This window comes from Pseudomonas sp. G3-19, assembly GCF_054855875.1.
Map to the genome: position 1 here is coordinate 237,375 of NZ_JBMPIQ010000003.1, position 25,606 is coordinate 262,980.

A 25,606-nucleotide genomic window follows, 5' to 3' on the forward strand; every position below is an offset into this window, starting at 1 on the left:
GATAGCTTTCGCGAGCAAGCCCGCTCCCACACTGGATCTTCAGTGAACACAGGATTTGTGGATGACAGCGATCCCCTGTGGGAGCGGGCTTGCTCGCGAAGGGGCCGTGACATTCAGCGCAAAAATCTGCCGGCCCGCGCTCTGCTAGAATCCGCCCCATCAACTGCCAGAGACTCCCCCATGAGCGAGCCGATTCGCCTGACCCAATACAGCCACGGTGCCGGTTGTGGCTGCAAGATTTCCCCGCAGGTGCTGGAAGTGATTCTGGCCGGCAGCGGTGCGCAGAACCTTGACCCGAAACTGTGGGTCGGCAATGCCTCGCGTGATGATGCGGCGGTTTACGAGATTGATGCCGAGCGTGGTGTGGTGTCGACCACCGACTTCTTCATGCCGATTGTCGACGATCCGTTCGACTTCGGCCGGATCGCTGCGACCAACGCGATCAGCGACATCTATGCGATGGGCGGCGATCCGTTGATGGCGATTGCGATCCTCGGCTGGCCAGTGAATGTGCTGGCGCCGGAAGTGGCGCGGGAAGTGATTCGCGGCGGGCGCGCGGTGTGTGACGCCGCCGGCATTCCGCTGGCCGGCGGGCATTCGATCGATGCGCCGGAGCCGATTTTCGGCCTGGCCGTGACCGGTCTGGTAGAAAAACGCCACATGAAGCGCAACGACACCGCCAGCGCCGGTTGCCTGCTGTACCTGACCAAACCGCTGGGCATCGGCATCCTGACCACCGCCGAGAAAAAGGGCAAATTGCGCCCCGGCGACATTGGTGTGGCCCGCGACTGGATGTGCACCCTGAACAAGCCCGGCAGCCGTTTCGGCAAACTCGCCGGGGTCGCCGCGATGACTGATGTCACCGGTTTCGGTCTGCTCGGGCATCTGGTGGAAATGGCCGACGGCAGCCACCTGACCGCACGTATCGGCTACAACCACGTGCCGCGTCTGGACAGCGTCGAATACTACCTCGAACAGGGCTGCGTGCCCGGCGGTACCCTGCGCAACTTCGACAGTTATTCGAGCAAGCTTGGCCGTCTGCAGGAGCTGCACAAGCGCGTGCTGTGCGACCCGCAGACCAGCGGCGGTCTGCTGATTGCAGTTACACCGGAAGGCAACGCCGAATTCCTCGCCGTGGCTGCCGAACTGGGCCTGAACCTGGCGCCGATCGGCGAGCTGGTCGAGCGACAGACCCACGCAGTCGAGGTGAACTGATGTCACGCGACTGCACCGATTACCGCGATATTTTCCTCAACGACCGGCCGATGATGGATGCCCGTGCGCCGATCGAGTTTGCCCACGGCGCGTTTCCCGGCGTGGTCAACCTGCCGCTGATGAACGACCGCGAGCGCGAGCAGGTGGGGACTTGCTACAAGCAGCATGGACAACAAGCCGCCATCGCCCTGGGTGAGCGGCTGGTGTCTGCCGAAGTGCGGGAGCAGCGCATTCAAGGCTGGGTCGAGTTTGCCCGGGCACACCCCGACGGCTATCTGTATTGCTTTCGCGGCGGCTTGCGTTCGCAGATCGTCCAGCAATGGATCAAGGAAGAGGGCGGGATCGATTACCCGCGGGTCGGCGGTGGCTACAAGGCGATGCGTACGTTCCTGCTGGAGACGATCGATCAGGCCGTGGCCGAGTGCGATATGGTGCTGCTGGGCGGCATGACCGGCACCGGCAAGACCGAACTGTTGGTGCAGTTGAGTAATGGTCTGGATCTGGAAGGCCACGCCAATCATCGGGGCTCGAGTTTCGGCAAGCGCGCCACCGGCCAACCGACCAACATCGATTTTGAAAACCGTCTGGCCGTTGATGTGCTGAAAAAACGCGCCGGCGGGATCCAGCAGTTTGTGCTGGAAGACGAGAGCCGGGTAGTCGGCAGTTGTGCCTTGCCATTGCCGCTGTACCGAGGCATGCAAGTGGCGCCGATGGTCTGGCTCGAAGACAGCCTGGAGCAGCGGGTCGAGCGGATTCTGCAGGATTACGTGATCAACCTGCACGCCGAGTTTGTCGCGGTACATGGCGAGCAGGGCTTTGCGCTGTATGCCGAGCGGCTGATTGCGAGTTTGAACAATATCCAGCGCCGGCTGGGCGGCGAACGCCATCAGCGGATGTTCCTGCAGATGGAAGAGGCCTTGGTGGAGCAGGCGCGCAGCGGTTCGGTCGAGATGTTCCGGGACTGGATCAGCGTGTTGCTGCGCGAATATTACGACCCGATGTATGCGTTCCAGCGTGAAAAGAAGGGCGGGCGGATCGAGTTTGCCGGGGAGCGCGGGGCGGTGCTGGAGTATCTGCGTGAGCGGCTGAATCAGCGGGTTTGAGGGTGCTCTTGCGGGCCTCTTCGCGAGCAAGCCCGCTCCCACATTGGGTCTCCACTGGGCAGAAATTTCTGCCTGGCGCAGATCCCCTGTGGGAGCGGGCTTGCTCGCGAAGAGGCCGGTACAGGCAGCGCAAAACTCAAGTCGGACAGGTCGCCTTGCCGTTATCCAGCCCCTGCTTGTAGCTGTGGCTCTGCAAACTGGCCTTGCCGTTGTGCCAGGTCAGGGTCAGCACGTACAGCGAATCGAAATCGCCCGACGCCCAGTCGTCGGTGATGGTCTGCTTTTCGCCGACGGCCTTGCCGGCAACCTTGTTGATCAGTTCCGGCAAATAGCCGTGCGACCATGCGGTGTAGATCGTCGCGTTGTGGTACTTGTCCTCGGTCAGCTCGCGCGCCAGGTCACTGGTGTCGTTGGCGGAGAACTCGATGTTCACCGGCAGGCCGAGCTTGATCGCTGCGGGACTGATGGTCATCAACGGGCGGATGTAGCTGTAGGAGTTGTCTTGTTCGCCTTCCTCGACATTGCGTGTCGGGTTGGCGGCGAACACGTAATCGGCCTTGCCGAATTTTTCCGGCAGCAGGGTCGACAGCTCGATCGCCCGGTTCAGACCCTGACAGTTGAGCTGGCCGAGACCGCCCTCGGGTTTTTCCGCGTGGCGCAGGAAGATCAGCGTCTGCGTACCGTCCACCGGTTGCGCGCGAATCTGGCTCGATTCGAGCGACAAGGTCAGCGCACTGACTGCCAGCAGGGAGGGCAGGGCCACATAGGCGCGATGTTTGAAGCGTTTGGCGAAACTCATGAGGTTCGTCATTGAATATAGGATTCTTCAGCAAATTCGGTTGGGGCTGACCAACCCTTACACCGCGGGCTCCCAGCACCGGGTGTTGTCCATGTCGTGTCGTACTTCCCTTGCAAAGACATAGCTCAGAGTCCACTGAGGCCGCTTGGTTCGATCCTGGCTTCTGCACACTAGCTGCAGAATGTTACGGTTCCTGGATTATGATCAGCGCTTCCCATGTGACTGGATGTTTCCCATGACCGATCTGTCCGCGTTCCCCATCACCCAGAAATGGCCGGCGCAGTACCCCGACTGGATTCAACTCTATTCCCTGCCGACCCCCAACGGCGTCAAGGTCTCGATCATGCTCGAAGAGATCGGCCTGCCCTACGAGCCGCACCGCGTGGGTTTCGACACGCAAGACCAGATGTCCCCGGAATTTTTGTCGCTGAACCCCAACAACAAGATCCCGGCGATCCTCGACCCCCACGGCCCGCAAGACCAGCCGCTGCCGCTGTTCGAATCCGGCGCAATCCTGATCTATCTCGCCGACAAGAGCGGCCAGTTGCTCGCCCAGGAAGGCGCGCTGCGTTACGAGACGATTCAGTGGCTGATGTTCCAGATGGGCGGTATCGGCCCGATGTTCGGCCAGCTCGGCTTCTTCAACAAATTCGCCGGCAAGGACTACGAGGACAAGCGTCCGCGTGACCGCTATGTCGAGGAGAGCAGACGCCTGCTCAGCGTGCTCGACAAACGCCTGGAAGGTCGTGACTGGATCATGGGCGAGCGCTACACCATCGCCGACATCGCCACGTTCCCGTGGGTGCGCAACCTGATCGGGTTCTATGAGGCGGGAAATCTAGTGGGCATCAGCAACTTCCCGAACGTGACCCGGGTGCTGGAGCGCTTTCTGGCTCGCCCGGCTGTGGTGCGCGGGTTGACCATTCCTTCCTGAGGCCACACATAACCCTGTGGGAGCGGGCTTGCTCGCGAAGGCGTCGTGTCAATCAACACGTCTTTTTCTGATACACCTCCTTCGCGAGCAAGCCCGCTCCCACAGGAATAGTGATGACGCCCGCAGATTATTGCGTCCTCGGTAACTCACTGTTGATTGATCCAGGTTTGTACCTGCACCCAGCGAAGGCATAAGCTTCGCCCCCTACGACTTTCGTCTCATCTTCCGATTTCAGGAAAGCCCCATGTCCAGCCAGTTCCCCGAAGCACGTCCCCGCCGTCTGCGCCGCAATGCGAGCCTGCGCAGCCTGTTCCAGGAAACCGAGTTCAGCCTGAATGATCTGGTGCTGCCGATTTTCGTCGAAGAAGAGATCGACGACTTCGTGCCGATCAAGAGCATGCCGGGGGTGATGCGCATTCCCGAGCGCAAGCTGGCCAGTGAAATCGAGCGTTATGCCCGTGCCGGGATCAAGTCGGTAATGACCTTTGGCGTGTCCCATCACCTGGACGCCAACGGCAGCGACACCTGGCGCGAAGAGGGACTGGTCTCGCGCATGTCGCGGATTGCCAAGGACGCCGTGCCGGAAATGATCGTGATGTCCGACACCTGCTTCTGCGAATACACCGATCACGGCCACTGCGGCGTGATGCACAACCACGAAGTCGACAATGACCAGACCCTGATCAACCTCGGCAAGCAAGCCGTGGCGGCGGCGCGTGCCGGTGCGGACGTGATCGCCCCGTCGGCGGCGATGGACGGCCAGGTGCGGGCGATTCGCCAGGCGCTGGACGCCGCCGGTTTCACCCAGATTCCGATCATGGCCTACTCGACCAAATTCGCCTCGGCGCTGTACGGCCCGTTCCGCGAGGCCGGCGGCAGCGCGCTGAAGGGTGATCGCAAAAGCTATCAGATGAACCCGATGAACCGCCGCGAAGCCCTGCGCGAATCGCTGCTCGACGAACAGGAAGGCGCCGATGCGCTGATGGTCAAACCGGCCGGTGCGTACCTCGACGTCATCCGCGACATCCGTGAAGCCTCGAACCTGCCGCTGTCGGCGTATCAGGTCAGCGGCGAATACGCGATGATCAAGTTCGGCGCGCAGGCCGGTGCAATCGACGAGGATCGCGTGGTGCGCGAAAGTTTGGGCGCGATCAAGCGCGCGGGTGCGGATCTGATCTTCACTTACTTTGCGATGGATCTGGCGCTGGCCGGGATCTGACGAATACCGCAGAACCCCCTGTGGGAGCGGGCTTGCTCGCGAAGGCGGTGTATCAGCAACGAATGGGTTGACTGACACGCCGCCTTCGCGAGCAAGCCCGCTCCCACAGTGGGGTTGTGCTGTGTCAGGGGCAGTTGAAGTAGGGGCGGATCCCGTGATCCCGAAAGTACCGCTCGATCACCTTCGGATCCGCGCTGTTATCGGCAATCGCCACATAAGTATCCGGGCGCAACAGGTAAAAACCGTTACGCCCCAATCCCGCCGTTTCAAACGCCGGCCGCCAGTCGAACACGTGCAGCGACAGATGGTGTTCATTGCACCAGGCGATCATCTCGTCGCTGGTGTCGCCGTACACGTGCACCTGCCAGCAGGGCTGGCGCAGCGGCTCGAAATTATCCCCCTCACCATCATGCGCCCACGGCAAGCGGTCGCCGCCGTGGACGTGGCCGGCCGTGCCCTGGCTCAGCGGCATGCCGCGGTAGTTGAGGGTGACCTGTGAGACGGTGCGAAAGAGGAATTCGCGGCTGGCCTCGAACGTGGCCATTTTCGGGATCAGAAACGGTGCCAGACGCGTGCGCAGCAAATCGGCGATGCGCCCCTCGGCGGTGACGAAACTGAACACCTTGTCGGTGGTCGACACCAGCCGCCGGGCGAAGGCGATGCGCTCGGTTTCGTAAGTGTCGAGCAGCTTCGCCGTGGCGCTGCCGTTGAGCACGGCGGCGAGTTTCCAGGCCAGGTTGATCGCATCGCCAATGCCGGTGTTCATGCCCTGGCCGCCGGCAGGGCTGTGCACATGCGCGGCGTCGCCGAGGAGAAACGCCCGACCGCTGCGAAAGTGCTCGGCCACGCGGTGATGCACGCGGTAGGTGGAGAACCAGTTGACCTCGTCGATGTGCACTTTCAGGTGCTCGATGGCGCGGCTGCTGACGTCGGCAAATTGCAGGGTTTCGGCGCGGTCGGCACGTTCGTCACGCACCGTGCCGATCAGTCGGGCACGGCCTTCGCCGGCCAGTGGAAACACCGCAAGGAAGTCCGCTTCATCCAGATCCAGGTGCAGCTCACCGTTCATCGTCGGGCCGCTGGCCTTGACGTCGGCGACGTAGAAAATCTGCTGATAGGTGCCGCCGGGAAAACCGGTGTCGAGGGTTTTGCGCACCACCGAGCGCGCGCCGTCGCAGCCTGCCAGAAAGCACGCCTGACAGATTTCCTGCTGCCCGTCGGGCAAGCGCAAATGTGCGCTGAGGCCATCGCCGGTTTCTTCGAAACTCTCCAGTTCGGTGTTGCGCTCAACCACTACGTCGTAGTCTTCGAGGCGTTCGAGCAGCAGCCGTTCGTGCAGGTCCTGGGGAAAGATTTCGATGAACGAGTAGGGCGTCAGGCCTTCGCCGATGCGCTGCAACGGCAACTGCGCGACCGGTTTGCCCTTGACCCAGAAATTCGCCGCCGCGACCTTGTGGCCGTTGCGCACCACGGTGTCGGCCAGGTCCAGCTGGCGATACAACTCCAGGGTGCGCGCCTGCACCGCCAGTGCTCGTGAGGTGGTGCCGGGCGCGGAGGTCTTGTCGATGATACGCACGCGCACGCCCAGTTTGCTCAGCCACAGGGCCAGCACCAGACCGGTCGGGCCGGCACCGATGATCAGTACGTCGCTGCGGTTCATGGGCCTGTCCTCCGTTGGCTGTGCAGCAAGTATGGATCAGATGGGAAGGGTAGCCAGTTGATCGGTCAGACGGAAAAAGGCCCCGCAGCGGTGGGGCTGTGGGGCCTTTTTTCGGGTGTTTGGCAGGAGATTTGGTGACAGTGAAATTTGCCCCCTCACCCCAGCCCTCTCCCCCAAAGGGGGCGAGGGGGAAAGGGAGCCGATTTGGGTGCCTTTCAAAACCTTAGTTCGACTCGGTGGCACACGTCGGCGTGACTCGAAAGAACACCGCGGTCAGTCCCCTCTCCCTACGGGAGAGGGCTAGGGTGAGGGGCTTTTGAGGGTGAGGGCTTCTCAGCTTTAAAAATCGATAGTGCCCGACAGCTTCGCCACCCGCGGCTCACCCTGGGTCAGATAACCGCCTTGAGCCGACTCCCAGTATTTCTTGTTGGCCAGGTTTTCCACGCCCAAACGCAGGGTCACGTCTTTCTGCGAGACCTTGAACGCATAACGCACACCGGCGTCGAAGCGATTCCAGGTCGGCAGGCTGAGGTTGTTGGCGGCGTCGGCATATTGGCCACCGGTGCGCAGCATCCGCGCATTCAGCGCCACGCCTTGCAGGCCCGGTACATCCCAATCGGCGCCGGCGTTGAACTGGAAGCTCGGCACGCCGATGGCACGGTTGCCGTCGTTGGCGCCGTTCTGGGTGTTGCGCAGTTCGGTGTCCATCAGCGTCAGGCCGCTGATCAGGCGCAGGCCGTTGATCGGCTCGCCGAACACGTTCATCTCTACGCCTTTGTTGATCTGCTCGCCTTCACGCACGTAGGTGCAGGTGGTGGCGCTGTTGATTTCGCAGTAACCGTCGCTCGGCTGCTCGATGCGATAGACGCCCAGGCTCGCGCCGTAAGTGCCCATGTCGACCTTGACCCCGGCCTCGGTCTGCTTGGAGCGCGCCGGTGCGTAGACTTCGTTGCCGTTGGTCACGCGCAAGCCGCCGGTGCTGGCTGGCGAGGTCGGCCCCTGGGCCAGGCCTTCGATGTGGTTGGCGTAGAACGACACATGCTCCCACGGCTTGAACACGATGCCGTAGACCGGCGTGGTGATCGATTCGTCGTAGCTCGACTTGCGGCTGCCGCTGCCGTAACTGGCGTAGTTGTAGCCTTGCACCACCAGTTGCTGGCGACGCAGGCCAGCGGTGATCAGCAGGCGATCATCGAAGAAACCGAGGGTGTCGGAGAGCGCGAGGCTGCGGTTGAAGGTCTTGCCGACGATGCCCGGGTCATTGAGATCGCCGCCGGAAAAATTGCCGACCGGCGACGGCGTTTCCACCGGGTGGTAGATGTTGTTGGCGTACTTGGTCAGGTCGAAATCATAGGCACTGCGCTGTTCGGCCCACAGACCGCTGAGGCCGAAATTGAGCTTGTGGCTGACCGCGCCGGTGTTGAACTTGCCGTTGAGACCGGCCATCAGGCTGGTGTTGTCCTCGTCGTGGGGGATGAACGAGCCGGTGGTGTAGGAGGCGCCGTTGTTGCCCACCAGCGTGGTCGAATTGTAGCGCCCGACCTCGCGGGTGTGCTTGGCGCCGCCGGCGACGTACGCGGTCCAGTTGTCGTTCAGGTCGTATTCGGCGCGGAGCATGCCGAAGGTGTCTTCGATGTCGGTGTAACCCCACTTCGGCGCGTAGTTGGTGTCGGCTGACGGCGCGTCCGGGATGTGCGTGGCGGTGCCGAGGTTGACCGAGTTGCGGCCACCGTTGACGCGTTCTTTCTGGTAGGCGAAGTCGCCGGAAATACGCAGCGCGTCACCACGATAGTCGAGGCCGATGCTGAACAGTTTCGAGCGCTGGTTTTCGTGATCGATGCCGGTGTCGCCTTCGCGCTGCGACAGGTTGATCCGCGCGCCGAAGCGGTTGTCTTCGCCGAATCGCTGGCCGATATCGAAGTGCTGACCGATGCGACCTTCGCTGTTGATATCGGTGGTGTAGCGGCGCAGCGGCTCGTCGCCGGCGCGCTTGGGCTGCAGGTTGACGCCGCCACCGATGCCGGAGCCGGTCGGGGTCACGCCGTTGATGAAAGCGTTGGGACCTTTGAACACTTCCACGCGCTCCAGGGCGTCAGTGGAAATGATCTGCCGCGGCAGCACGCCGTACAGGCCGTTATAGGAAATGTCGTCGCCGTTGAGCGGCAAGCCGCGGATCATGAACACCTGCGCCTGGTTGGAGAAGCCCGAGGCCTGACGCACCGACGAATCATTGAGCAACACGTCGGCAACGTTTTCCGCTTGCTGGTCCTGAATCAGCTGTTCGGTGTACGACGCGGCGCTGAACGGCACGTCCATCATGTCCTGATTGCCGAGCACGCCGAGCTGACCACCACGGGCGACCTGACCACCGGCATAGACCGGGGGCAGGGCGTTGGGCGTCGGTGCCTGGGCGTTGATGTTGACGTTGTCGAGCACCAGCTCCTTGCCGTTTTCGTCGGCAGCGTGAGCGGTGACAGTCAGGGAGCACAGCAGGGCAAGAAGCGTCGGGCGAAACGGGACGGCGAGTCGAGCTGAAACGGGCATGTCGATACCTGGAGGCGTGCGGCTGGTGAGAAAATTAGAACGGCGCGGGGAACTCCTTGCGCAAATACGACTCCAGGCGCAAATGATAGGAGTTCGCAGTAACGTTTTGCAATCAGTTTATCTTGCTGAATTTCCCGATCCGAATGGAAACCTGTAGTGAGGGGATTTATCCCCGATGGCGCGCGGAGCGGGTCGCTTTGATATTGGAAGGCTGCTGCGAAGTCCATCGGGGATAAATCACCTCACCACTAAGGTCACAGTCCTAGCCTGCGTCACCCCTTTGATCGTATGGTGAACCCGCCTCAATGCACGCCAAGGAGCGCCATGCACACCCCTCGATTACTCGTTACCCTCGCCGCGCTGCTGGTGCTCGCCGGTTGCGCCGGCCAGCGCAGTCAGGAGCCTGTTCCGCGTGCGCCGGCTGAAGTGAAGGCCGAAATAGTGCGGCTGATGCCGGCCAAAGTGCCCGACCGTCAAGGCTGGGCCACCGACATCTACGCCGCGTTCGCCGCGCAGAACATCAGCCCGACCACGCAGAATCTGTGTTCGGTGCTGGCCGTGGCCGAGCAGGAATCCACCTTCCAGGTAGACCCCACGGTGCCGGGCCTGGGCAAGATCGCCCGCGACGAAATCGACCGTCGTGCCGCCAAAGTGCATATCCCCGGTCTGTTGGTCAGCGCCGCGCTGCAAGTGCGCTCCACCAGCGGCAAGACCTACAGCGAACGCTTGAACGCGGCACGCAGTGAAAAAGAACTCAGCGCCATTTTTGACGATTTCATCGGCAGGGTGCCGATGGGCCGCACCTTGTTCGGCGGCTTCAACCCGGTGCACACCGCCGGACCGATGCAGGTCAGCATCGAATTCGCCGAGCAGCACGCCAAGGAGTATCCGTACCCGGTAGACGGCACGATCCGCCACGAAGTGTTCACCCGCCGTGGCGGCATGTACTTCGGCATCGCCCATTTACTTGGCTACCCGGTGAGTTACCGCGAGCCGCTGTACCGCTTCGCCGACTTCAATGCCGGCTGGTACGCCAGCCGCAATGCCGCGTTCCAGAACGCCGTCAGCCGAGCTTCGGGCATCCCGTTGGCGCTGGATGGCGACTTGATTCGCTACGACTCGATCATGCCTGGCACCACCGAACTGGCGGTGCGCACCCTCGGCAAGTCGCTGGGCATGCGCAACCCGACCATTCGCGATCAACTGGAGAAGGGTAAGACCCTGGAATTCGAAGAAACCAAACTCTACCAGCGCGTGTTCGAACTGGCCGAGAAGGCTGAAGGCAAGACCTTGCCACGCGCGGTGTTGCCGGGGATCGTTTTGCAGAGCCCGAAAATCACCCGCAAGCTGACCACGGCGTGGTTCGCCAAACGCGTGGATGAGCGCTACAAGCGCTGCATGGCCAAGGCCGGTTGACGCCGGTTCAAAGCACTTTGACGGCTCGGCCAATGGCCTGAATCGGCCCGGTCGGTTTACCGATCGGCGAGCCATTGGCGCCTTCCAGCGTCAGCTCGAACAGCTGATTCGGTTGCAGCGGCGGCAATTTATCCAGCGGCACCGAGAGCGTCTGCCCCGGTTTGACCAGCCCCAGCGACACCGGCCCTTGCCAGCCGTCAGCCTTGGTCCAGAACTCCAGCGCCTTGTCCGCCGGCACTTCGACCACGCCCAGCGGGATCAACTGGATTTCACGCGGATTGCTGGCCTGAATCACCCAGCCTGGCGCCTTGTCCTGCGGCGCGACCAGCACCACCAGATAGTTCGGCTTCGGCGGGGTCTGGGTCAGCAGGATCGAGCCCAAAACCAATGTGGCGGCCAAGCCGGCCGCACTCAAGCCGCGCCACAGCGGCAGCAGATTCCACCACGAGGTTGACGGCGCAGCCGGCGCTTTTTGCGCGAACCGCTCGACACTGCGCTCGATGCGCGGCCACAAGTGCGGCGAAGGCTGCTGCGTGCCGGCAAATTCGGTCAGGTCGAGCAAGCGTCGCTCCCAGGCATCCACCGCCGCTTGCAGCTCGGGCTCGTGGGGCAAGCGCCGTTGCAGTGCTTCGCGCTCCGGCGCCGACAGGGTGCCGAGCACGTACTCGCTGGCCAGTTCATCACGTTCCTGCGCCGATTCAGTGGTCATCCCATGCACTCCCGCAAAGCGTTGAGGCTGCGTTTGATCCAGGCTTTGACCGTGCCCAGCGGCGTGCCCAGGCGCGCGGAAATCTGTGCATGACTGTAGCCGTCGACATAGGCGTGGAGAATGCAGCTTCGCCGCTGCGGGTCGAGTTGTTCCAGACAACGATGGATCCGCGCCGAATGGCCCTGCACATCGAAGGCGTCCTCGTCAGGCTCGGCATCGTGTTCTTCGTTGAACGGCGCCTCCCGGCTTTGATCACGCAGCTGGTTCAACGCCAGATGCCGGGTCACGCTGAACATCCAGCCGCGCGCTGAACCGCGCGCCGGATCAAATTGCGCCGCACCGTTCCAGATCTTGATAAACGCCTCATGCACGATGTCTTCGGCCAGCGCCGCGTCACGTATCAGTCGTTTTGCAACGCCGAGCAGGCGCGGGCCTTCCTGCACGTACAAATCGCGCAGGGCCGACTGCTCGCCGCGGGCACAGGCAGCGAGATGGGCTTCGTAATCAAACAGCGGTTCAGGCAAAGACATGGGGTGCAATCTAGCTCACATTCTTCAAACATCCAGACAACACAGTCTTCTACTGTGGGAGCGAGCCTTTGTGGTGAGGGGATTCATCCCCGACCGGCTGCACAGCAGCCGTAACCGTTGGTTGCGGTGAATGCCTGACTCCGCAGTTGCCGGATTTTGGGGCGCTTCGCGCCCCATCGGGGATGAATCCCCTCGCCACAAGTTCGCTCCCATAGGGACATCAAGGAACTAGTTCGCCGCCCAGAAAATGTAGTCGGCCTGATACTTCACCACTTCCTGCTTGCCCTTGTTCGCCGCTGTGCATTCACTGCCCGGCGCCACGCCGCCCTTGAGCGCGACACGCTGGATATAACTCACGCCGCTCATCGCGCCCTTGCCTTCAGCCGGGTTGGCCTTGACCAGTTGATAGGGCAGGTTGCCCGGGCTCGACGGAGCGACGGCCAATTGCGTGCCGGTGACTTTCGAACCGTCCTTGGCCTGCCAGGTGGCGGGCGGGCCGAAGTAGGTGCCGACCTGCTTGCCGCTGCGATCATTGAGCACCGCTTTCGGGCCGACGAAGGTCCATTCGGTCTGCCCGGCGGCATTGGGCTTGTCGCGGCATTCGTAAGTGATCTCGCCGACCCCGGTGGTTTCCATCGCGATCTTGTGGCCTTCCGGGACTTTGATCGCATCGGGGTAGCTGCTTTGGGCGAAGGTTGTCGAGGACAGGGCGAGCAAACCGGTGAGGCCAATCAGTTGAGTGATGTTCATCAGTGTTATCTCCGAAAGGGGTAGACCGCTGACAGCCGAAGAGGGCTGTTACAGGGACTACCCGTGGCGGAGGCGTTTGGATGCAGTGCCCGACAAATATTTTCCACCTCCACCGATCTCCCCTGTGGGAGCGGGCTTGCTCGCGAAGGCGTCCTGTCAGTCGATATTCATGTCACAGGCATATCGCATTCGCGAGCAAGCCCGCTCCCACAGGGATTTGCGTCGGGCTTGAGGCCGGAGGCTTTCAGCAGTTCCTGGGTATAGGGATGCTGCGGTGCGGCAAAAATCTCCCGCGACGAACCCTGTTCCACCACCTTGCCATCCTTGATCACCAGCAAGTCATGGGCCAGCGCATGCACCACCGCCAGGTCATGGCTGATGAACAGATAGGTCAGCCCATGCTTGATCTGCAGTTGCCGCAACAGCTCCACCACTTGTTTCTGCACCGTGCGATCCAGCGCCGAGGTTGGTTCGTCGAGCAGGATCAGCGCCGGCTCCAGCACCAGCGCGCGGGCAATGGAGATGCGCTGACGCTGGCCGCCGGAAAACTCGTGGGGGTAGCGGTGACGGCTCTTGGGGTCAAGGCCGACTTCTTCGAGTACGCGAATCACTGCTGCTTCGCGCTCGGCCTCGGTGCCGATGCCGTGGGTCAGCAAGCCTTCGGCAATGATCTGCTGCACCGACATCCTTGGACTCAGGCTGCCGAACGGATCCTGGAACACCACCTGAATCTGTCGCCGCAAGGGGCGCATCAAGCGTTGATTGAGCAGGCTCAGCTGCTTGTTGCCGAAGCGGATATCGCCCTCGGATTCCACCAGCCGCAGGATCGCCTGACCCAGCGTCGATTTGCCCGAACCGGACTCGCCGACAATCCCCAGGGTCTTGCCGCGTTGCAGGCGGAAACTGACTCCGTCCACCGCTTTGATGTACGCCTGCGAACGACTGAACAAGCCCTTGGGCAGTGGAAACCAGACCTTCAGATCATCGACTTCCAGCAGGTTGTGCTGGTACGGACTCGGCACCGGCGCACCGCTCGGTTCAGCCTCGATCAGCAAGCGGCTGTAAGGGTGCTGCGGCGCGCGAAACAGCGTCTCGCAGTCAGCCTGTTCGACGACTTCACCGTGACGCATCACGCACACCCGTTGCGCGATGCGCCGCACCAGATTCAGATCGTGACTGATCAGCAGCATCGACATGCCGAGCCGCTGCTGCAACTCGATCAGCAGCTCGAGAATCTTCTGCTGCACGGTGACGTCCAGCGCCGTGGTCGGCTCATCGGCGATCAGCAGTTCCGGCTCATTGGCCAGCGCCATTGCAATCATCACCCGTTGCCGCTGGCCGCCGGACAACTGGTGGGGATAGGCTTTCAAACGCTGCAATGGCTGGCGAATGCCCACCAGTTCAAGCAATTCCAGCGTGCGCTCACGGGCGGCGCGGCCCTTGAGGCCCTTGTGAATCTCCAGCACTTCACTGACCTGTCGTTCCACGGTGTGCAGTGGATTGAGCGAGGTCATCGGCTCCTGGAAAATCATCGCAATCCGGTTGCCGCGCAAACCGCGCATCTGCGGCTCGCTGGCGTGCAGCAAGTTCACCCCGTTGTAAGCAATCGAACCGCTGCTGCTGACGGTTTTGCCCGGCAGCAGACGCAAAATCGAATGCGCCGTGACCGACTTGCCCGAGCCGGACTCACCGACCAGCGCCAGGCATTCGCCACGCCGAATATCGAGGTCCAGACCGTGCACCACTTCCTGCCCGGCGAAGGCGACACGCAGGTCGCGGATTTCAATCAGGTTGTCGCTCATGTCAGCTCCTCGGATCAAGATCGTGGATCAAACGCATCACGGCAAGCCTCGCCGATGAACACCAACAACGACAGAATCAGCGCCAAGGCAAAAAATGCCGTCAGCCCCAGCCATGGCGCTTGCAGATTGCGCTTGGCCTGGCCGATCAGTTCGCCCAGCGAAGCGGTCCCGGCGGGCATGCCGAAACCGAGGAAATCCAGGGCTGTGAGGGTGGCGATGGCGCCGGTCAGAATGAACGGCAGGTAGGTCAGGGTGGAGGTCATCGCGTTGGGCAGGATGTGACGCAGCATCAGTTCGCTGTCGGTCAGCCCCAGCGCCCGCGCGGCTTTGACGTATTCCAGATTGCGTCCACGCAGGAACTCGGCGCGCACCACGTCCACCAATGCCAGCCAGGAAAACAGCGCCATGATCCCCAGCAACCACCAGAAACTCGGCGAGACAAACCCGGACAAGATGATCAGCAGATACAGCACCGGCAGCCCCGACCAGATCTCCAGCACCCGTTGCCCAAGCAAATCCACCCAACCGCCGTAATAACCCTGTAACGCCCCGGCAACGATGCCGACCAGCGCACTGATGCCGGTGAGGATCAGCGCAAACAGAATTGAAATCCGTGTGCCGAAAATCACCCGTGCCAATACGTCCCGCGCCTGATCGTCGGTGCCCAGCCAATTGCTGGAAGAGGGTGGGCTGGGTGCCGGTTCAGTCAGGTCATAATTGACCGTGTCGTAGCTGAACGGGATCGGCGGAAACAGCATCCAGCCGCCCTGATCCTCGATCAGCCCGTGCACGTAAGCGCTGGCGTAATCCGGCTGGAACGGCAGTTCGCCGCCGAAATCGGTTTCCAGGTATTCGCTGAGGATCGGGAAGTAGTAGGCGCCGTGGTAGCGGATCACCAACGGTTTGTCGTTGGCAATCAGTTCGCCGCCGAGGCAGATCAGGCACAGGCCAATGAACAGCCACAGTGACCAGCGTCCACGGCGGTTGGCCTTGAACTGCGCGACCCGGCGCTGACCCAGAGGAGAAAGTGTGAACATCAGGCAGTCCTCGCCGAGAAGTCGATGCGTGGGTCGAGCAGGGTGTAGCAGAGATCACCGATCAGCTTGATCAACAGGCCGAACAGGGTGAACAGAAACAGCGCGCCGAACACCACCGGATAGTCACGCGACACCGCCGCCTCGTAACTCATGCGCCCGAGGCCGTCGAGGTTGAAGATGGTTTCGATCAGCAAGGAACCGGCGAAAAACACCTCGATCAGCGCCGAGGGCACCCCGGCCACCACCAGCAGCATCGCGTTGCGAAACACGTGGCCGTAGAGCACGCGGCGCTCGGTCAAACCCTTGGCCCGCGCGGTGATCACGTATTGGCGGCTGATCTCGTTGAGGAAGCTGTTTTTGGTGAGGATGGTCAGGGTGGCGAAACCGCCGATCACCAGCGCGGTCACCGGCAACACCAGATGCCAGAGGTAGTCGCCGACCTTGCCCAAGGTGCTGAGGCTGTCGAAGTTATCCGACACCAGCCCCTGCACCGGGAACCAGTTGACGTAGCTGCCGCCGGCGAACACCACGATCAGCAGCATCGCAAACAGAAACGCCGGCATCGCGTAGCCGATGATGATCGCCGTGCTGCTCCAGACATCGAACGCGCTGCCGTTGCTGATCGCTTTGCGGATGCCCAGCGGGATCGAAATCAGGTAGGTGATCAGCGTCGCCCACAGGCCAAGCGACAGCGACACCGGCAGTTTCTGCAGGATCAGATCGGTGACCTTGGCGCCGCGAAAGAAACTGCTGCCCAGATCCAGCTGGGCGTAGTTTTTCAGCATCAGCCACAAGCGTTCGTGCATCGGCTTGTCGAAGCCGTAGTGGTGTTTGATTTCCTCGATCAGCGCCGGATCGAGGCCCCGGCTGCTGCGCCCGGCACCGCCAACCGCGGCGACTTCGCCACCACCGCCCATGCCGTGCCCGCTGAAACCTTGCAGGCGGGCAATGGCTTGCTCCACCGGGCCGCCCGGTGCGGCCTGCACAATCACGAAGTTGACCACCAGAATGCACAGCAGCGTGGGGATGATCAGCAGCAAACGTCGACTCAGATAACGCAGCATGTCACTGACCCCCTGCGAGCTGGGTGTGCATCTGTTGCGTGGTCAACGGCTTGGCCGAGACCTCCCACCAGGTGTTGAGGCCTTCGTCGTACGCCGGTTGCACCGGCGGCATGCCGAAGCGGTTCTGATACACCGTCGGCGTGCCCTTGGAGTAGTAGTTGGGAATCATGTAGTAACCCCATTGCAGCACCCGGTCGAGGGCGCGGGCGTAATGCACCATGGCGTCGCGGGTGTCGGCCTTGACCAGCCCGTCGATCAGTTGATCGACCGCCGGGTTGGCCAGCACCATCGAGTTCGAACTGCCGACTTGCGTGGCACTTTGCGAGGCATACAGGCTGTACAGCTCGCGGCCGGGGGAGACGATCGGATCGCCACTGCGCGGGAAACTGGTGACGATCATGTCGTAGTCGCGGGCGTTGAGCCGATTGACGTATTGCGCCGAGTCGATCCGCCGTAGATTCAGGGTGATGCCGATCTGCGCGAGGGTGCGTTTGAACGGCAGCAGCATGCGATCAAAACCGCCCTGACCGTCGAGGAAGGTGAACTCCAGAGGCTCACCGGCGGCGTTGACCAGTCGGCTGTGTTGCGGCGTCCAGCCGGCCTCGGCGAGCAGCTTCAGAGCTTGCAGCTGCTTGTCGCGGATGTAGCCGCTGCCATCGGTTTTCGGCGCCTGATACACCGTGGTGAACACCTCGTCGGGAATCTGTCCGCGCAGCGGTTCGAGAATCTTCAATTCTTCGGCGTCGGGCAGGGCGGTGGCGGCCATTTCACTCTTGGGCCAGAAACTGTTCTGGCGCACGTAGAAGCCGCGCATCATCTGCTTGTTGGTCCATTCGAAATCCCACAGCAGGCTGATCGCCTGACGCACGCGGCGATCCTGGAAGATCGGGTTTTGCAGGTTGAACACGAAGCCTTGGGCGGCGGTGGGTTTTTCCGGAGCGAGGATCGCCTGCTGCAAGCGACCGTCACGCAGCGCCGGACTGTCGTAACCCACCACATAACCGGACGAGGAAAACTCGCGGTTGTAGTCGAACGCCCCGGCCTGCAACAGTTGCCGGGCGACGTCGGTGTCGCCATAGAAATTCACCGTGAGCGTGTCGAAGTTGTACATCCCGCGACTGACCGGCAGGTCTTTGCCCCACCAGTCCGGGTCGCGCTGGAAACTGATGCTGCGCCCGGCATCGACCTTGCTCACGCGGTACGGGCCGCTGCCCAGCGGTGGCTCGAAGCCGCCGCCGTTGGCGAAATCGCGAGTTTTCCACCAGTGTTCGGGCACCACGCGCAGGGTCGCCAGGTCCAGCGCCAGGGTGCGGTTGAGGTTGTTCTTGAAAGTGAAACGCACCTGCCGTGGGCCTTCGATCAGCACGTCCTGCACGTCGGCGTATTGCTGGCGATAACTGAGGCTGCCCTTGGTCATCAGCAGGTTGAAGGTGTAGCGCACGTCCTCGGCGGTGATCGGCGTGCCATCGGCGAAGCGAGCCTTGGGGTTCAGAGTGAAGCGCACCCAGAGGCCATCGGGATCGCGTTCCATCTGTTGCGCGACCAGACCGTAAACGGTGTAGGGCTCGTCGAGCGAACGGAACGCCAGTGGCGCATACACCCAGTCGTTGACCTGCACCACGGAAATGCCCTGATCGGCATACGGAGTGATGTAGTTGTACTGGCCGATCTCCATCGACGCACGACTGAGTGAACCACCCTTGGGCGCGTCGGGATCGACGAAATCAAAATGCTCGAACCCCGCCGGATACTTCGGCGCCTCGCCGTATACCGTCAGTGCGTAGCTGCCGGCGGCCATTGCCGGCACGGCGGCGCAGAGCAAAACGCCGCCGAGCAGCAGGCCTGCCATGTTGCGCATGAATCTCATGAAGTTTTTCCTCTAAGCCCGAAAACTCACTGGCAACGCTGAAAACTGTGGGAGTGCCCTCTGGTGCAGGGGATTTATCCCCGACCGGCTGCGAAGCAGTCGCAAACCCATTGCATGCGGTGATTCTGGTCATCCGCAGTTCAGGTTTTGGGGGCGCTTCGCACCCCATCGGGGATGAATCCCCTCACCACAAAAGCTCAGTCACACAAAGGATGTGTCCAGCCCTGGGGTCAGAAGTGATACGTCATGCGCGCAAACAGCGTGCGGCCCAGCGGGTCGGTGTAGCGCGGGTCATAGCCGCTCTGGAAGTTGTAGGCCTGGTTGGTGAACGGCGGGTTGCGGTCGAACATGTTCTTCATCCCCGCATCCACGTCCAGCACCTTGTTGAAGGTGTAGCCGGCCGACAGGTCCCACACCGAATACGACGCGACGCGCGCATGGGTATCGCGGTCGTAGTCGTTGTAGCCGGTGGTGAAGCGGTTGGTCAGCGACGCACGAGCCGCGCCGAAGGTCCAGCTGCCGGTGAGGTTGTGTTTCCAGCGCGCGATCACGCCGTCCCCTTCGAAGTCGCCGACCTTGTCGGTGAACGGGCCTTTGATGGTGCTCTGGAAGTCATAACTGTCGACGTAGGTGCCTTGCAGCCCCAGGCCGAACTGGCCGTAAGGGGTGTTCGGGAAGCGGTAATCCAGCGACACATCGACACCGTTGGTTTCGACGATGCCGAGGTTGGCGTTGCCGGTGACGATGTAGTTGAGCGTGCCGTCGGCGTTGCGCACGAAGCGATCCGGGTAGCTGCCGGCCTGATCGAACACGGTGGATTCAGGGAACGGCTGGATCTGGTTGGAAATGTGAATCCACCAGAAATCCAGACCCACCGACAGGTTGCTGACCGGCTGATAGACGAAGCCCAGCGTCACGTTGCGCGCCTTCTCCGGGGCCAGATCTTCATTGCCGCCGATCTGATTGAGGAACTGCTGGCCGCAATCGCGCCCGCCGTTGCCGCCCGGTTGCACCACGCCACCGGTACACAGCACCGGGTCGTTGTAGTAGCCCTGGGTGTAGGTGATGCTGCGCGGCGAATACAGCTCGTAGAGCGATGGCGCACGGAAGCCTTCGCTGTACGCGCCACGCACTACCAGCTCCTTGAGCGGCTGATAACGGAACGAATATTTCGGGTTGGTGGTGCTGCCGAAGTCGCTGTATTTGTCGTGACGCACGGCGGCGGACAGTTCGAGGCTGTCGAGCACCGGCACGTTGATTTCGGCGTACGCGGCTTTCACGCTGCGGTCGCCCTCGACGCTGCCGGCCGGGTCGATGCCGAGGCTCTGGATATCACCGGCAAACTGTTCGAAGTCCTGGTGGAATTTCTCTTTGCGGTACTCGCCACCCAGCGCCAGACCGGCGGGGCCGGCACCGAACCAGTCACCGATCTCGCGGCTGATCCGCCCGTCGAAACCGGCGACGCGGCCGACAGCGGTGGAGTAGGCGCCGTGGTACATGGCCTGGTCGATGTACTGCTGACCGGCGGCGGATTGCGGGCCGAACGGGTTGAGCAGACCGCTGGCCAGACCGTTGATCATCGCCTGATCGCTGACATATCCGCTGGTGACACTGGAGACGATTTTGTTCTGGTTGTACGAGGCGCCGACGTTGTAATCCCAGCCGCCGACCAGACCATCGAAGCTCAGCAGAAAGCGCTGACTGGTGTTCTGGTCTTTCGATTCACGCGGGCCGGCAGCGGTCTCGCGCCAGTTCACATCGACCGGTTGCGTCGGGTCGAGGGCGAAGCCGGTCGGGCCGGGGGTGATGCCGTTGCCGGGGTAGTAGGGCGACGACGAATCCAGGCTCAAGCCGGTGAGCGGGGCCGGGCCGACAGCGGTGGCGTTGTTGTTGCGCGACCAGAAGTATTCGAGGTTGACGTTGTGGTCATCCGCCAGCTTGCCGGTGGTCTTGCCGAAGAACGACGTTTTTTCGGTTTGCGGAATCAGGTCGATGTATTCGCGGGTGCTGAAGCGGCACAAGCCGTCACGCGCCACCAGGTTCGGCCCGTTGCAATTGCTGTTGGCCAACGGGTTGGTGGCGTTGCCGTTCTGGCTGTAGTTGCCGGGGAACGCGGTGCCGGAGGTCTGGTCCAGGCCACGGCCGGGCACATAGTCGCGGGCGAAGGAGCGGTCGTTGGCGTCGAGGTTCTGCTGCTTGTTGTAGTTGAACACGCCGAGGACGTTGAAGCGGTCTTGCTCCAGATCGCCGTAGCCCCAGCTGGCGCTCATGTCTTTGGTGGCACCGCCGCCGCTGTGGGTTGGGGTTTCGCCACCGAGGGTGAGCTGGCCGTCGGTCATGGATTTCTTGGTGATGAAGTTGATCACGCCGCCGATGGCGTCGGTGCCGTAGAGGGCCGACGCGCCGTCGCGCAGGACCTCAACGCGCTCGATGGCGGCAAACGGGATCATGTTCAGATCCACCGCGCCGCCGGCCGAGTTGGTGCCGGACAAGGCGTTGTTCGCCAGGCGTCGACCGTTGAGCAGCACCAGGGTCTTGTTCGCGCCGATGCCGCGCATGTCGGCAAACGAAGCGCCACCGGTGGCGGCGCCGACCGAGCCGGCGCTGTTGTTGATCGACTGGCTGCCGGTGATCCGCTGCACCAGTTCGGCGGTGGTGGTCACGCCCTGTTTGCGCAACTCATCGGCCTTGAGAATGGTGATCGGCACGGCCGTTTCCGCATCGACCCGGCGAATCGCCGAACCCGTCACTTCCACCCGTTGCAGTTGCGTGGTCGGCGCCACCACCGCTGCCGCAGCGGGCACGGTGGCGTTGTCACCCTCGGCGGCTTGCACAGTCCCGGCGCCCATCCCCATGGCCACCAGATACAACGGAACAAAACGGTGGCGAGAGATCGTTGCCACCAAAGGTTTGAGCGTGAAGCGTGGAGTGTTCATCAGCATGGTTATTTCCGACTTTTTAGACGTTATCGAATTGGCCTTGTGAGCCCCTCATTGCTCCGCTATCGGTGATACCGCGTGCGGAAAACCACTTTCTTCAAGCAAGCCGATCCCCTCCGAAGACGCGTGGCGTTTTTTCGGTCGGCTGATTGCGACGGGATGCTTCAGCGGTGCCGGGCGCGTTTCTCAACGCGCGCCCGGCACCGCACTCAGTGGGTGGTCATCACCGAAATCTTGCTGATGCCCGAACGTTCGATGGATGCTATGGCCTTGGCCACCTGGCCATAATTGACGTTGGCGTCGGCCTGCAACTGCACGCGTACTTCGGCGTCCTTGGCCTTGACCTCCTTGAGGCTGGCCTCCAGCGATTCCGGCGCCAGTTCGGTTTTCGCCAGGTAGAACTTGCCGTCCTGATCGACGCTGACCACCACCGGGTCTTTCTTTTCGGCGGGAGCGACGGCGTCGGTTTTCGGCAGATTGACCTTGATCGCATTGGTCATCAGCGGCGCGGTGACGATGAACACCACCAGCAGCACGAGCATCACATCCACCAGCGGCGTGACGTTCATTTCGCTGAGCACTTCATCGCTGTCTTGGGTGGAAAAGGACATCAGCTGGCCTCCCGCACGGCGGCTGTGGTTTTGCTGGCGATGGCCTGGCGGCTGATGGAGAACGCACTGCGCGAGGCGAGGGCGTCGAAGTCGTGGGCGAAGTCATCCATGTCTGCCGAAGCGAGTTTCAGGCGGCGCAGGAAGAAGTTGTAAATCAGCACCGCCGGGACCGCGACAGCGATCCCCACGCCAGTGGCGATCAGTGCATGACCGATGGGGCCGGCGACCGCTTCAAGGCTGGCCGAACCGGTTTCGCCGATGCTTTGCAGGGCTTCCATGATCCCCCACACGGTACCGAACAGACCAATGAACGGCGCGGTGCTGCCGATACTGGCGAGAATCGCCTGACCGTTTTCCAGCGAGCGGCGTTCTTTCTGGATCTGCTGGCGCAGGTTGCGCTCCAGACGATCGGAACGGTTGATGGTGTGCGCCAGTTGTTGCGTGGTACGCGGCGATTCTTCCACCAGCAAGGCTTCGAAGCCGCTGCTGGCGATGCGCGCCAGCGAGCCCGGATACTGGCTGGCGTGTTCGGCAGCGGTGAGCAGATCCGGTGCGCCCCAGAAGGCTTTGCTGAACTGTTTGTTCTGGGCTTTCTGGCGCAGGTATTGCGCCGACTTGACCAGCAGGATCGCCCAGCTGACCACGGAAAACAGCACCAGGCCCCAGAGCACACCGGGGACAATCATCGAAGACAGTGAATTGTTCATCGCTACACCTCGCTTGCATTAAGTCGGTTGTGAGTTCGTTGGGTTGTGCCGTTATTGCGGCAATTTGAAATCGATGGTCTGGGTGGCGAAGCCGTCAATCGGCGTGTCACCGCGTTTGGCCGGAATGAACTTCCAGTTCTTTACCGCCGCGACGGCGGCGTCATCCAGTTGCGGCTTGCCGCTGGACTTGGTCACTGTCACCGAGCCGGCGCGACCGTTGGCCAGCACCTGAATGCGCAGCACCACGCTGCCTTCCCAATTGCGCCGCAGCGCCAGCGACGGATATTCCGGCGGCGGGTTGCCAAGGCTGGCGAGACCGGAAATCGCTGCCGATTCCTTGATCGGGCCAGGCGCGGCGGCCGGGGCCAGTGGCGCGCTCGGTGTCGCCGGCGCAGCGGGAGCGGCCGGTTGTGCCGGGGCGGGCGGAGCTTTCGGCGGCTCGACTTTCTTCACCGGTTTGGGCTTCTCGAGCGGTTTCGGTTTTTCGATCGGCTTGGGTTTCTCTACCGGTTTTGGCGGTGGCTTGACCGCGTCTTCGTCTTCCACCGGTTGTTCCGGTTCCGGAGGTGGAGGGGGCGGCGGTGGCGGTGGCGGTTCCGGTGTGGGCGGTGCCGGCGGCGTCGGGCTGGTCAACTCGACGGTCATTTCCGGAATCTGCGGCGGAGTCGGCAGTGGCTCGGGCCGGGTCTGCTGGAAAAACCACCAGGCGCCGCCGTGTATCAGCGCCGATACCGCCACCAGCAACAGCATCTGCTGTTTGTTCAACCCGCCGGGTTGCGAGGTATTGGCCGTGAAGGCTGGCCTGTCCGGTGACAGCGGGATTGGCGCTTCCCGTAACGACCCCGGCAGGGTTCTGTGCTTTACCGCATCGTTCATTAAAGCTCCCTCGGGTTGATGAAGGGCAATAAGGTGCCGTCCGAACATAGGGGTGATGTTCGAGTGGGTGGGTGTAACTTTCTTCAAGGTGTACGCAGGCCGATAGTTGAACTATCTATAGAGCAGGGCTTGCTTACAGTTACTGGCTTAGAGCCATCGACTTCGAGTGTTCATTGGCCATTCCCTGGTTGTTCTTCTATTGCTTGAGATCAGTGTTGGTGTCTCATGCTTGTGCTTTTTTGCATGTAGCAACCGCTGTGCCAGATGTTGCCGAAATGTATAGGTCTTATTTCATCAGTGTTACCCATGTCGCATTTATATAAGTTTTGCCTTTGTCGTGTATTTCTCCGGCCAACAGTTTCCCGAAACTCCTTTGAGTGGAGTTTTTTCAGAGGCGAGTCAGGCTCTACGCGGTATCACGCTGATCGGCGGGATAGAGCGGCGGCTTGGCTAACGGCCCGGGCACTTGCTGGTGCGCGGCGGACTGATTTGGTGCGGGTCTGTGTTTTAGCGGGTCACGGCGTATGTTCCTTGTTCTTGTTTAAATGAAATCAATGTTTCCAGTGCTGAATAATCCAACTCACTGGAGTCGTTTTGGTGCACTTGCAAAGTCTCTGAAAGTTATTGTCCGACAATCCAGTCTGCGTTCATTTAATACGGCGCAGGTGCAGGAATTTTTGCAGTTGTATTTAAAAAATAAATAACACGCCGTTGTCGGCGAAGCGTCATCGCCAATCACGGTGTGTGGTCATGGAGTCAGGTAATAAAATAGAGGCACTGGCCGCCGGGACTGTTCGAATGAACTCGGCGTTGTTGATAAACAAGCAAGCAGAGGCTGATGCGGCAGAGCGTTTGAAGATTCACGCGGTGAACTCCTTGTTGCCAGCTCGGATACGCGAACTTTTGGTTCGGTATCGCACCTTACAAGAACGCGGATAGCGTTCGATGATTGCTCTTGGTGCGGGATGGGCACCGCCAGCGCTGTTTTGCGAGGTTTGAATTCGCAAGTCGCCAATGCATGGGAAAAACGTGCCAAAGCGGATACACCCGCTATAAATAGGGCTACACAGATCTGTCGAGATCGAGGAGGGGGCATGTATCAACTGTACGGACATCGCAATTCAGGTGCCGCAGCCATCGAGGCAGCGCTGGAGTTATGCCAGATCGCCTATCGCTTTATCGATATCGAAGCCTCAAGCGAAGCCGCCGAGGCACTGGCGCGCCTCAATCCACTGAAGCAGGTGCCGACCCTGCAATTGCCCGATGGCAGTGCGATCACCGAGAGTGTGGCGATTCTGATTCATCTGGGCCTGAGTTTTCCCGAGTCCGGTCTGTTGCCGGCCAAGGCGGCTGATCGCGATCAGGCGATTCGCGGCATGGTCTACATCGCCAGCAATTGCTATGCAGCCATCGGCGTCATCGATTACCCCGAGCGCTGGCTGGTGATGCCCGACGAAGCCTCACGGCAGAACCTGATGGCCGGCGCGCGGGAGCGTTTGCACTGGAGCTGGGAAGTGTTTGCCGATCAGTTTTCCGCCGAGTTGTACCTGGACGACGAAACGCCCGGCGCGCTGGACATGCTGGCGGCCGTGGTGACGCGTTGGGCGGGGAGCCGCGAGCACTTGCGCCAGACACGTCCGGGGTTTTATGCGTGGTTGCAGCGTATTGACAGGCATCCGGTGCTGGCGCCGGTGTTTGCCCGGCATTGGCCGTCCTGAACACCCGGTAAACCAAAATGTAGGAGTGAACTCTGTGGTGAGGGGATTTATCCCCGATGGACTGCGAAGCGGTCCCGGCTTTTCTGGGGGTGCTTCGCGCCCCATC

General features: G+C 61.7%; 20 protein-coding genes. 6 read left to right on the forward strand and 14 right to left on the reverse strand.

Going from position 1 to position 25,606, the window contains the following annotated elements; all coding sequences use genetic code 11:
• Positions 1-180 precede the first annotated feature (180 nt).
• Positions 181-1,215, forward strand: a complete 1,035-nt coding sequence (gene selD, locus ACOYXI_RS01150) for a selenide, water dikinase SelD (RefSeq protein WP_461674159.1) — start codon at positions 181-183, stop codon at positions 1,213-1,215.
• Positions 1,215-2,318, forward strand: a complete 1,104-nt coding sequence (gene mnmH, locus ACOYXI_RS01155) for a tRNA 2-selenouridine(34) synthase MnmH (protein WP_461674160.1) — start codon at positions 1,215-1,217, stop codon at positions 2,316-2,318. Before selD ends, mnmH begins: the two co-directional genes overlap by 1 nt.
• Positions 2,319-2,454: 136 nt before the next feature.
• Here the strand turns inward: mnmH and ACOYXI_RS01160 are convergent, their stop codons facing one another.
• The gene (locus ACOYXI_RS01160) at positions 2,455-3,129 is read right to left on the reverse strand and encodes a histidine phosphatase family protein (protein ID WP_461674161.1); all 675 of its coding nucleotides are present in this window, start codon (positions 3,127-3,129) and stop codon (positions 2,455-2,457) included.
• A 223-nt stretch (positions 3,130-3,352) separates the two neighbouring features.
• Between ACOYXI_RS01160 and ACOYXI_RS01165 the strand changes: the two genes are divergently transcribed.
• Both ACOYXI_RS01165 and hemB read left to right on the forward strand, forming a co-directional pair.
• Positions 3,353-4,051, forward strand: coding sequence for a glutathione S-transferase family protein (locus ACOYXI_RS01165; RefSeq protein WP_461674162.1), 699 nt, complete (start codon positions 3,353-3,355; stop codon positions 4,049-4,051).
• Positions 4,052-4,295: 244 nt separating this feature from the next.
• Complete coding sequence (hemB, locus tag ACOYXI_RS01170) at positions 4,296-5,270, forward strand: porphobilinogen synthase (protein ID WP_461674163.1); 975 nt, start codon at positions 4,296-4,298, stop codon at positions 5,268-5,270.
• 124 nt (positions 5,271-5,394) lie between these two features.
• Here hemB and ACOYXI_RS01175 read toward each other — a convergent pair whose 3' ends face one another.
• Positions 5,395-6,930 (reverse strand): FAD-dependent oxidoreductase, encoded by a 1,536-nt coding sequence (locus ACOYXI_RS01175; protein ID WP_461674164.1) that lies wholly within the window; start codon positions 6,928-6,930, stop codon positions 5,395-5,397.
• Positions 6,931-7,269: 339 nt separating this feature from the next.
• A complete protein-coding gene (locus ACOYXI_RS01180; RefSeq protein ID WP_461674165.1) occupies positions 7,270-9,474 on the reverse strand; it encodes a TonB-dependent receptor in 2,205 nt (734 codons plus the stop codon).
• Between the two features lie 324 nt (positions 9,475-9,798).
• Here ACOYXI_RS01180 and ACOYXI_RS01185 point away from each other — a divergent pair, with 324 nt between their 5' ends.
• Complete coding sequence (locus ACOYXI_RS01185) at positions 9,799-10,890, forward strand: DUF1615 domain-containing protein (RefSeq protein WP_266276774.1); 1,092 nt, start codon at positions 9,799-9,801, stop codon at positions 10,888-10,890.
• Positions 10,891-10,897: 7 nt separating this feature from the next.
• Here ACOYXI_RS01185 and ACOYXI_RS01190 read toward each other — a convergent pair whose 3' ends face one another.
• The 11 genes from ACOYXI_RS01190 to ACOYXI_RS01240 form a co-directional block, all read right to left on the reverse strand.
• Positions 10,898-11,599, reverse strand: coding sequence for an anti-sigma factor (locus ACOYXI_RS01190; protein ID WP_134785926.1), 702 nt, complete (start codon positions 11,597-11,599; stop codon positions 10,898-10,900).
• Entirely contained in the window at positions 11,596-12,129 is a 534-nt protein-coding gene (locus ACOYXI_RS01195) for a sigma-70 family RNA polymerase sigma factor (RefSeq protein WP_210557561.1), read from the reverse strand. The genes ACOYXI_RS01190 and ACOYXI_RS01195 overlap by 4 nt, the downstream gene beginning before the upstream one ends.
• A 228-nt stretch (positions 12,130-12,357) precedes the next feature.
• A complete protein-coding gene (locus ACOYXI_RS01200) occupies positions 12,358-12,879 on the reverse strand; it encodes a DUF3455 domain-containing protein (protein WP_027613866.1) in 522 nt (173 codons plus the stop codon).
• A 167-nt stretch (positions 12,880-13,046) separates the two neighbouring features.
• Positions 13,047-14,681 (reverse strand): ABC transporter ATP-binding protein, encoded by a 1,635-nt coding sequence (locus tag ACOYXI_RS01205; protein ID WP_210557563.1) that lies wholly within the window; start codon positions 14,679-14,681, stop codon positions 13,047-13,049.
• Positions 14,682-14,695: 14 nt separating this feature from the next.
• A complete protein-coding gene (locus ACOYXI_RS01210; RefSeq protein WP_096797383.1) occupies positions 14,696-15,718 on the reverse strand; it encodes an ABC transporter permease in 1,023 nt (340 codons plus the stop codon).
• A complete protein-coding gene (locus tag ACOYXI_RS01215) occupies positions 15,718-16,782 on the reverse strand; it encodes a microcin C ABC transporter permease YejB (RefSeq protein WP_461674166.1) in 1,065 nt (354 codons plus the stop codon). Before ACOYXI_RS01215 ends, ACOYXI_RS01210 begins: the two co-directional genes overlap by 1 nt.
• 1 nt (position 16,783) lies before the next feature.
• Positions 16,784-18,649 (reverse strand): extracellular solute-binding protein, encoded by a 1,866-nt coding sequence (locus ACOYXI_RS01220; RefSeq protein ID WP_461674167.1) that lies wholly within the window; start codon positions 18,647-18,649, stop codon positions 16,784-16,786.
• A gap of 230 nt (positions 18,650-18,879) precedes the next feature.
• Complete coding sequence (locus ACOYXI_RS01225; RefSeq protein WP_210557566.1) at positions 18,880-21,591, reverse strand: TonB-dependent receptor; 2,712 nt, start codon at positions 21,589-21,591, stop codon at positions 18,880-18,882.
• A gap of 206 nt (positions 21,592-21,797) precedes the next feature.
• Complete coding sequence (locus ACOYXI_RS01230) at positions 21,798-22,199, reverse strand: ExbD/TolR family protein (RefSeq protein WP_461674168.1); 402 nt, start codon at positions 22,197-22,199, stop codon at positions 21,798-21,800.
• Entirely contained in the window at positions 22,199-22,906 is a 708-nt protein-coding gene (locus ACOYXI_RS01235; RefSeq protein ID WP_007966644.1) for a MotA/TolQ/ExbB proton channel family protein, read from the reverse strand. Before ACOYXI_RS01235 ends, ACOYXI_RS01230 begins: the two co-directional genes overlap by 1 nt.
• 51 nt (positions 22,907-22,957) lie before the next feature.
• Positions 22,958-23,782, reverse strand: coding sequence for an energy transducer TonB (locus ACOYXI_RS01240; protein WP_461674169.1), 825 nt, complete (start codon positions 23,780-23,782; stop codon positions 22,958-22,960).
• 1,094 nt (positions 23,783-24,876) lie between these two features.
• Between ACOYXI_RS01240 and ACOYXI_RS01245 the strand changes: the two genes are divergently transcribed.
• Positions 24,877-25,500, forward strand: coding sequence for a glutathione S-transferase N-terminal domain-containing protein (locus ACOYXI_RS01245; RefSeq protein ID WP_461674170.1), 624 nt, complete (start codon positions 24,877-24,879; stop codon positions 25,498-25,500).
• Positions 25,501-25,606: the final 106 nt, after the last annotated feature.

Excerpts from the sequence above, each read along its gene's own strand:
- selD (WP_461674159.1), top strand. The coding sequence starts at position 181 with ATGAGCGAGCCGATTCGCCTGACCCAATACAGCCACGGTGCCGGTTGT.
- mnmH (WP_461674160.1), top strand. The coding sequence starts at position 1,215 with ATGTCACGCGACTGCACCGATTACCGCGATATTTTCCTCAACGACCGG.
- ACOYXI_RS01160 (WP_461674161.1), bottom strand. The coding sequence starts at position 3,129 with ATGACGAACCTCATGAGTTTCGCCAAACGCTTCAAACATCGCGCCTAT.
- ACOYXI_RS01165 (WP_461674162.1), top strand. The coding sequence starts at position 3,353 with ATGACCGATCTGTCCGCGTTCCCCATCACCCAGAAATGGCCGGCGCAG.
- hemB (WP_461674163.1), top strand. The coding sequence starts at position 4,296 with ATGTCCAGCCAGTTCCCCGAAGCACGTCCCCGCCGTCTGCGCCGCAAT.
- ACOYXI_RS01175 (WP_461674164.1), bottom strand. The coding sequence starts at position 6,930 with ATGAACCGCAGCGACGTACTGATCATCGGTGCCGGCCCGACCGGTCTG.
- ACOYXI_RS01180 (WP_461674165.1), bottom strand. The coding sequence starts at position 9,474 with ATGCCCGTTTCAGCTCGACTCGCCGTCCCGTTTCGCCCGACGCTTCTT.
- ACOYXI_RS01185 (WP_266276774.1), top strand. The coding sequence starts at position 9,799 with ATGCACACCCCTCGATTACTCGTTACCCTCGCCGCGCTGCTGGTGCTC.
- ACOYXI_RS01190 (WP_134785926.1), bottom strand. The coding sequence starts at position 11,599 with ATGACCACTGAATCGGCGCAGGAACGTGATGAACTGGCCAGCGAGTAC.
- ACOYXI_RS01195 (WP_210557561.1), bottom strand. The coding sequence starts at position 12,129 with ATGTCTTTGCCTGAACCGCTGTTTGATTACGAAGCCCATCTCGCTGCC.
- ACOYXI_RS01200 (WP_027613866.1), bottom strand. The coding sequence starts at position 12,879 with ATGAACATCACTCAACTGATTGGCCTCACCGGTTTGCTCGCCCTGTCC.
- ACOYXI_RS01205 (WP_210557563.1), bottom strand. The coding sequence starts at position 14,681 with ATGAGCGACAACCTGATTGAAATCCGCGACCTGCGTGTCGCCTTCGCC.
- ACOYXI_RS01210 (WP_096797383.1), bottom strand. The coding sequence starts at position 15,718 with ATGTTCACACTTTCTCCTCTGGGTCAGCGCCGGGTCGCGCAGTTCAAG.
- ACOYXI_RS01215 (WP_461674166.1), bottom strand. The coding sequence starts at position 16,782 with ATGCTGCGTTATCTGAGTCGACGTTTGCTGCTGATCATCCCCACGCTG.
- ACOYXI_RS01220 (WP_461674167.1), bottom strand. The coding sequence starts at position 18,649 with ATGAGATTCATGCGCAACATGGCAGGCCTGCTGCTCGGCGGCGTTTTG.
- ACOYXI_RS01225 (WP_210557566.1), bottom strand. The coding sequence starts at position 21,591 with ATGCTGATGAACACTCCACGCTTCACGCTCAAACCTTTGGTGGCAACG.
- ACOYXI_RS01230 (WP_461674168.1), bottom strand. The coding sequence starts at position 22,199 with ATGTCCTTTTCCACCCAAGACAGCGATGAAGTGCTCAGCGAAATGAAC.
- ACOYXI_RS01235 (WP_007966644.1), bottom strand. The coding sequence starts at position 22,906 with ATGAACAATTCACTGTCTTCGATGATTGTCCCCGGTGTGCTCTGGGGC.
- ACOYXI_RS01240 (WP_461674169.1), bottom strand. The coding sequence starts at position 23,782 with ATGAACGATGCGGTAAAGCACAGAACCCTGCCGGGGTCGTTACGGGAA.
- ACOYXI_RS01245 (WP_461674170.1), top strand. The coding sequence starts at position 24,877 with ATGTATCAACTGTACGGACATCGCAATTCAGGTGCCGCAGCCATCGAG.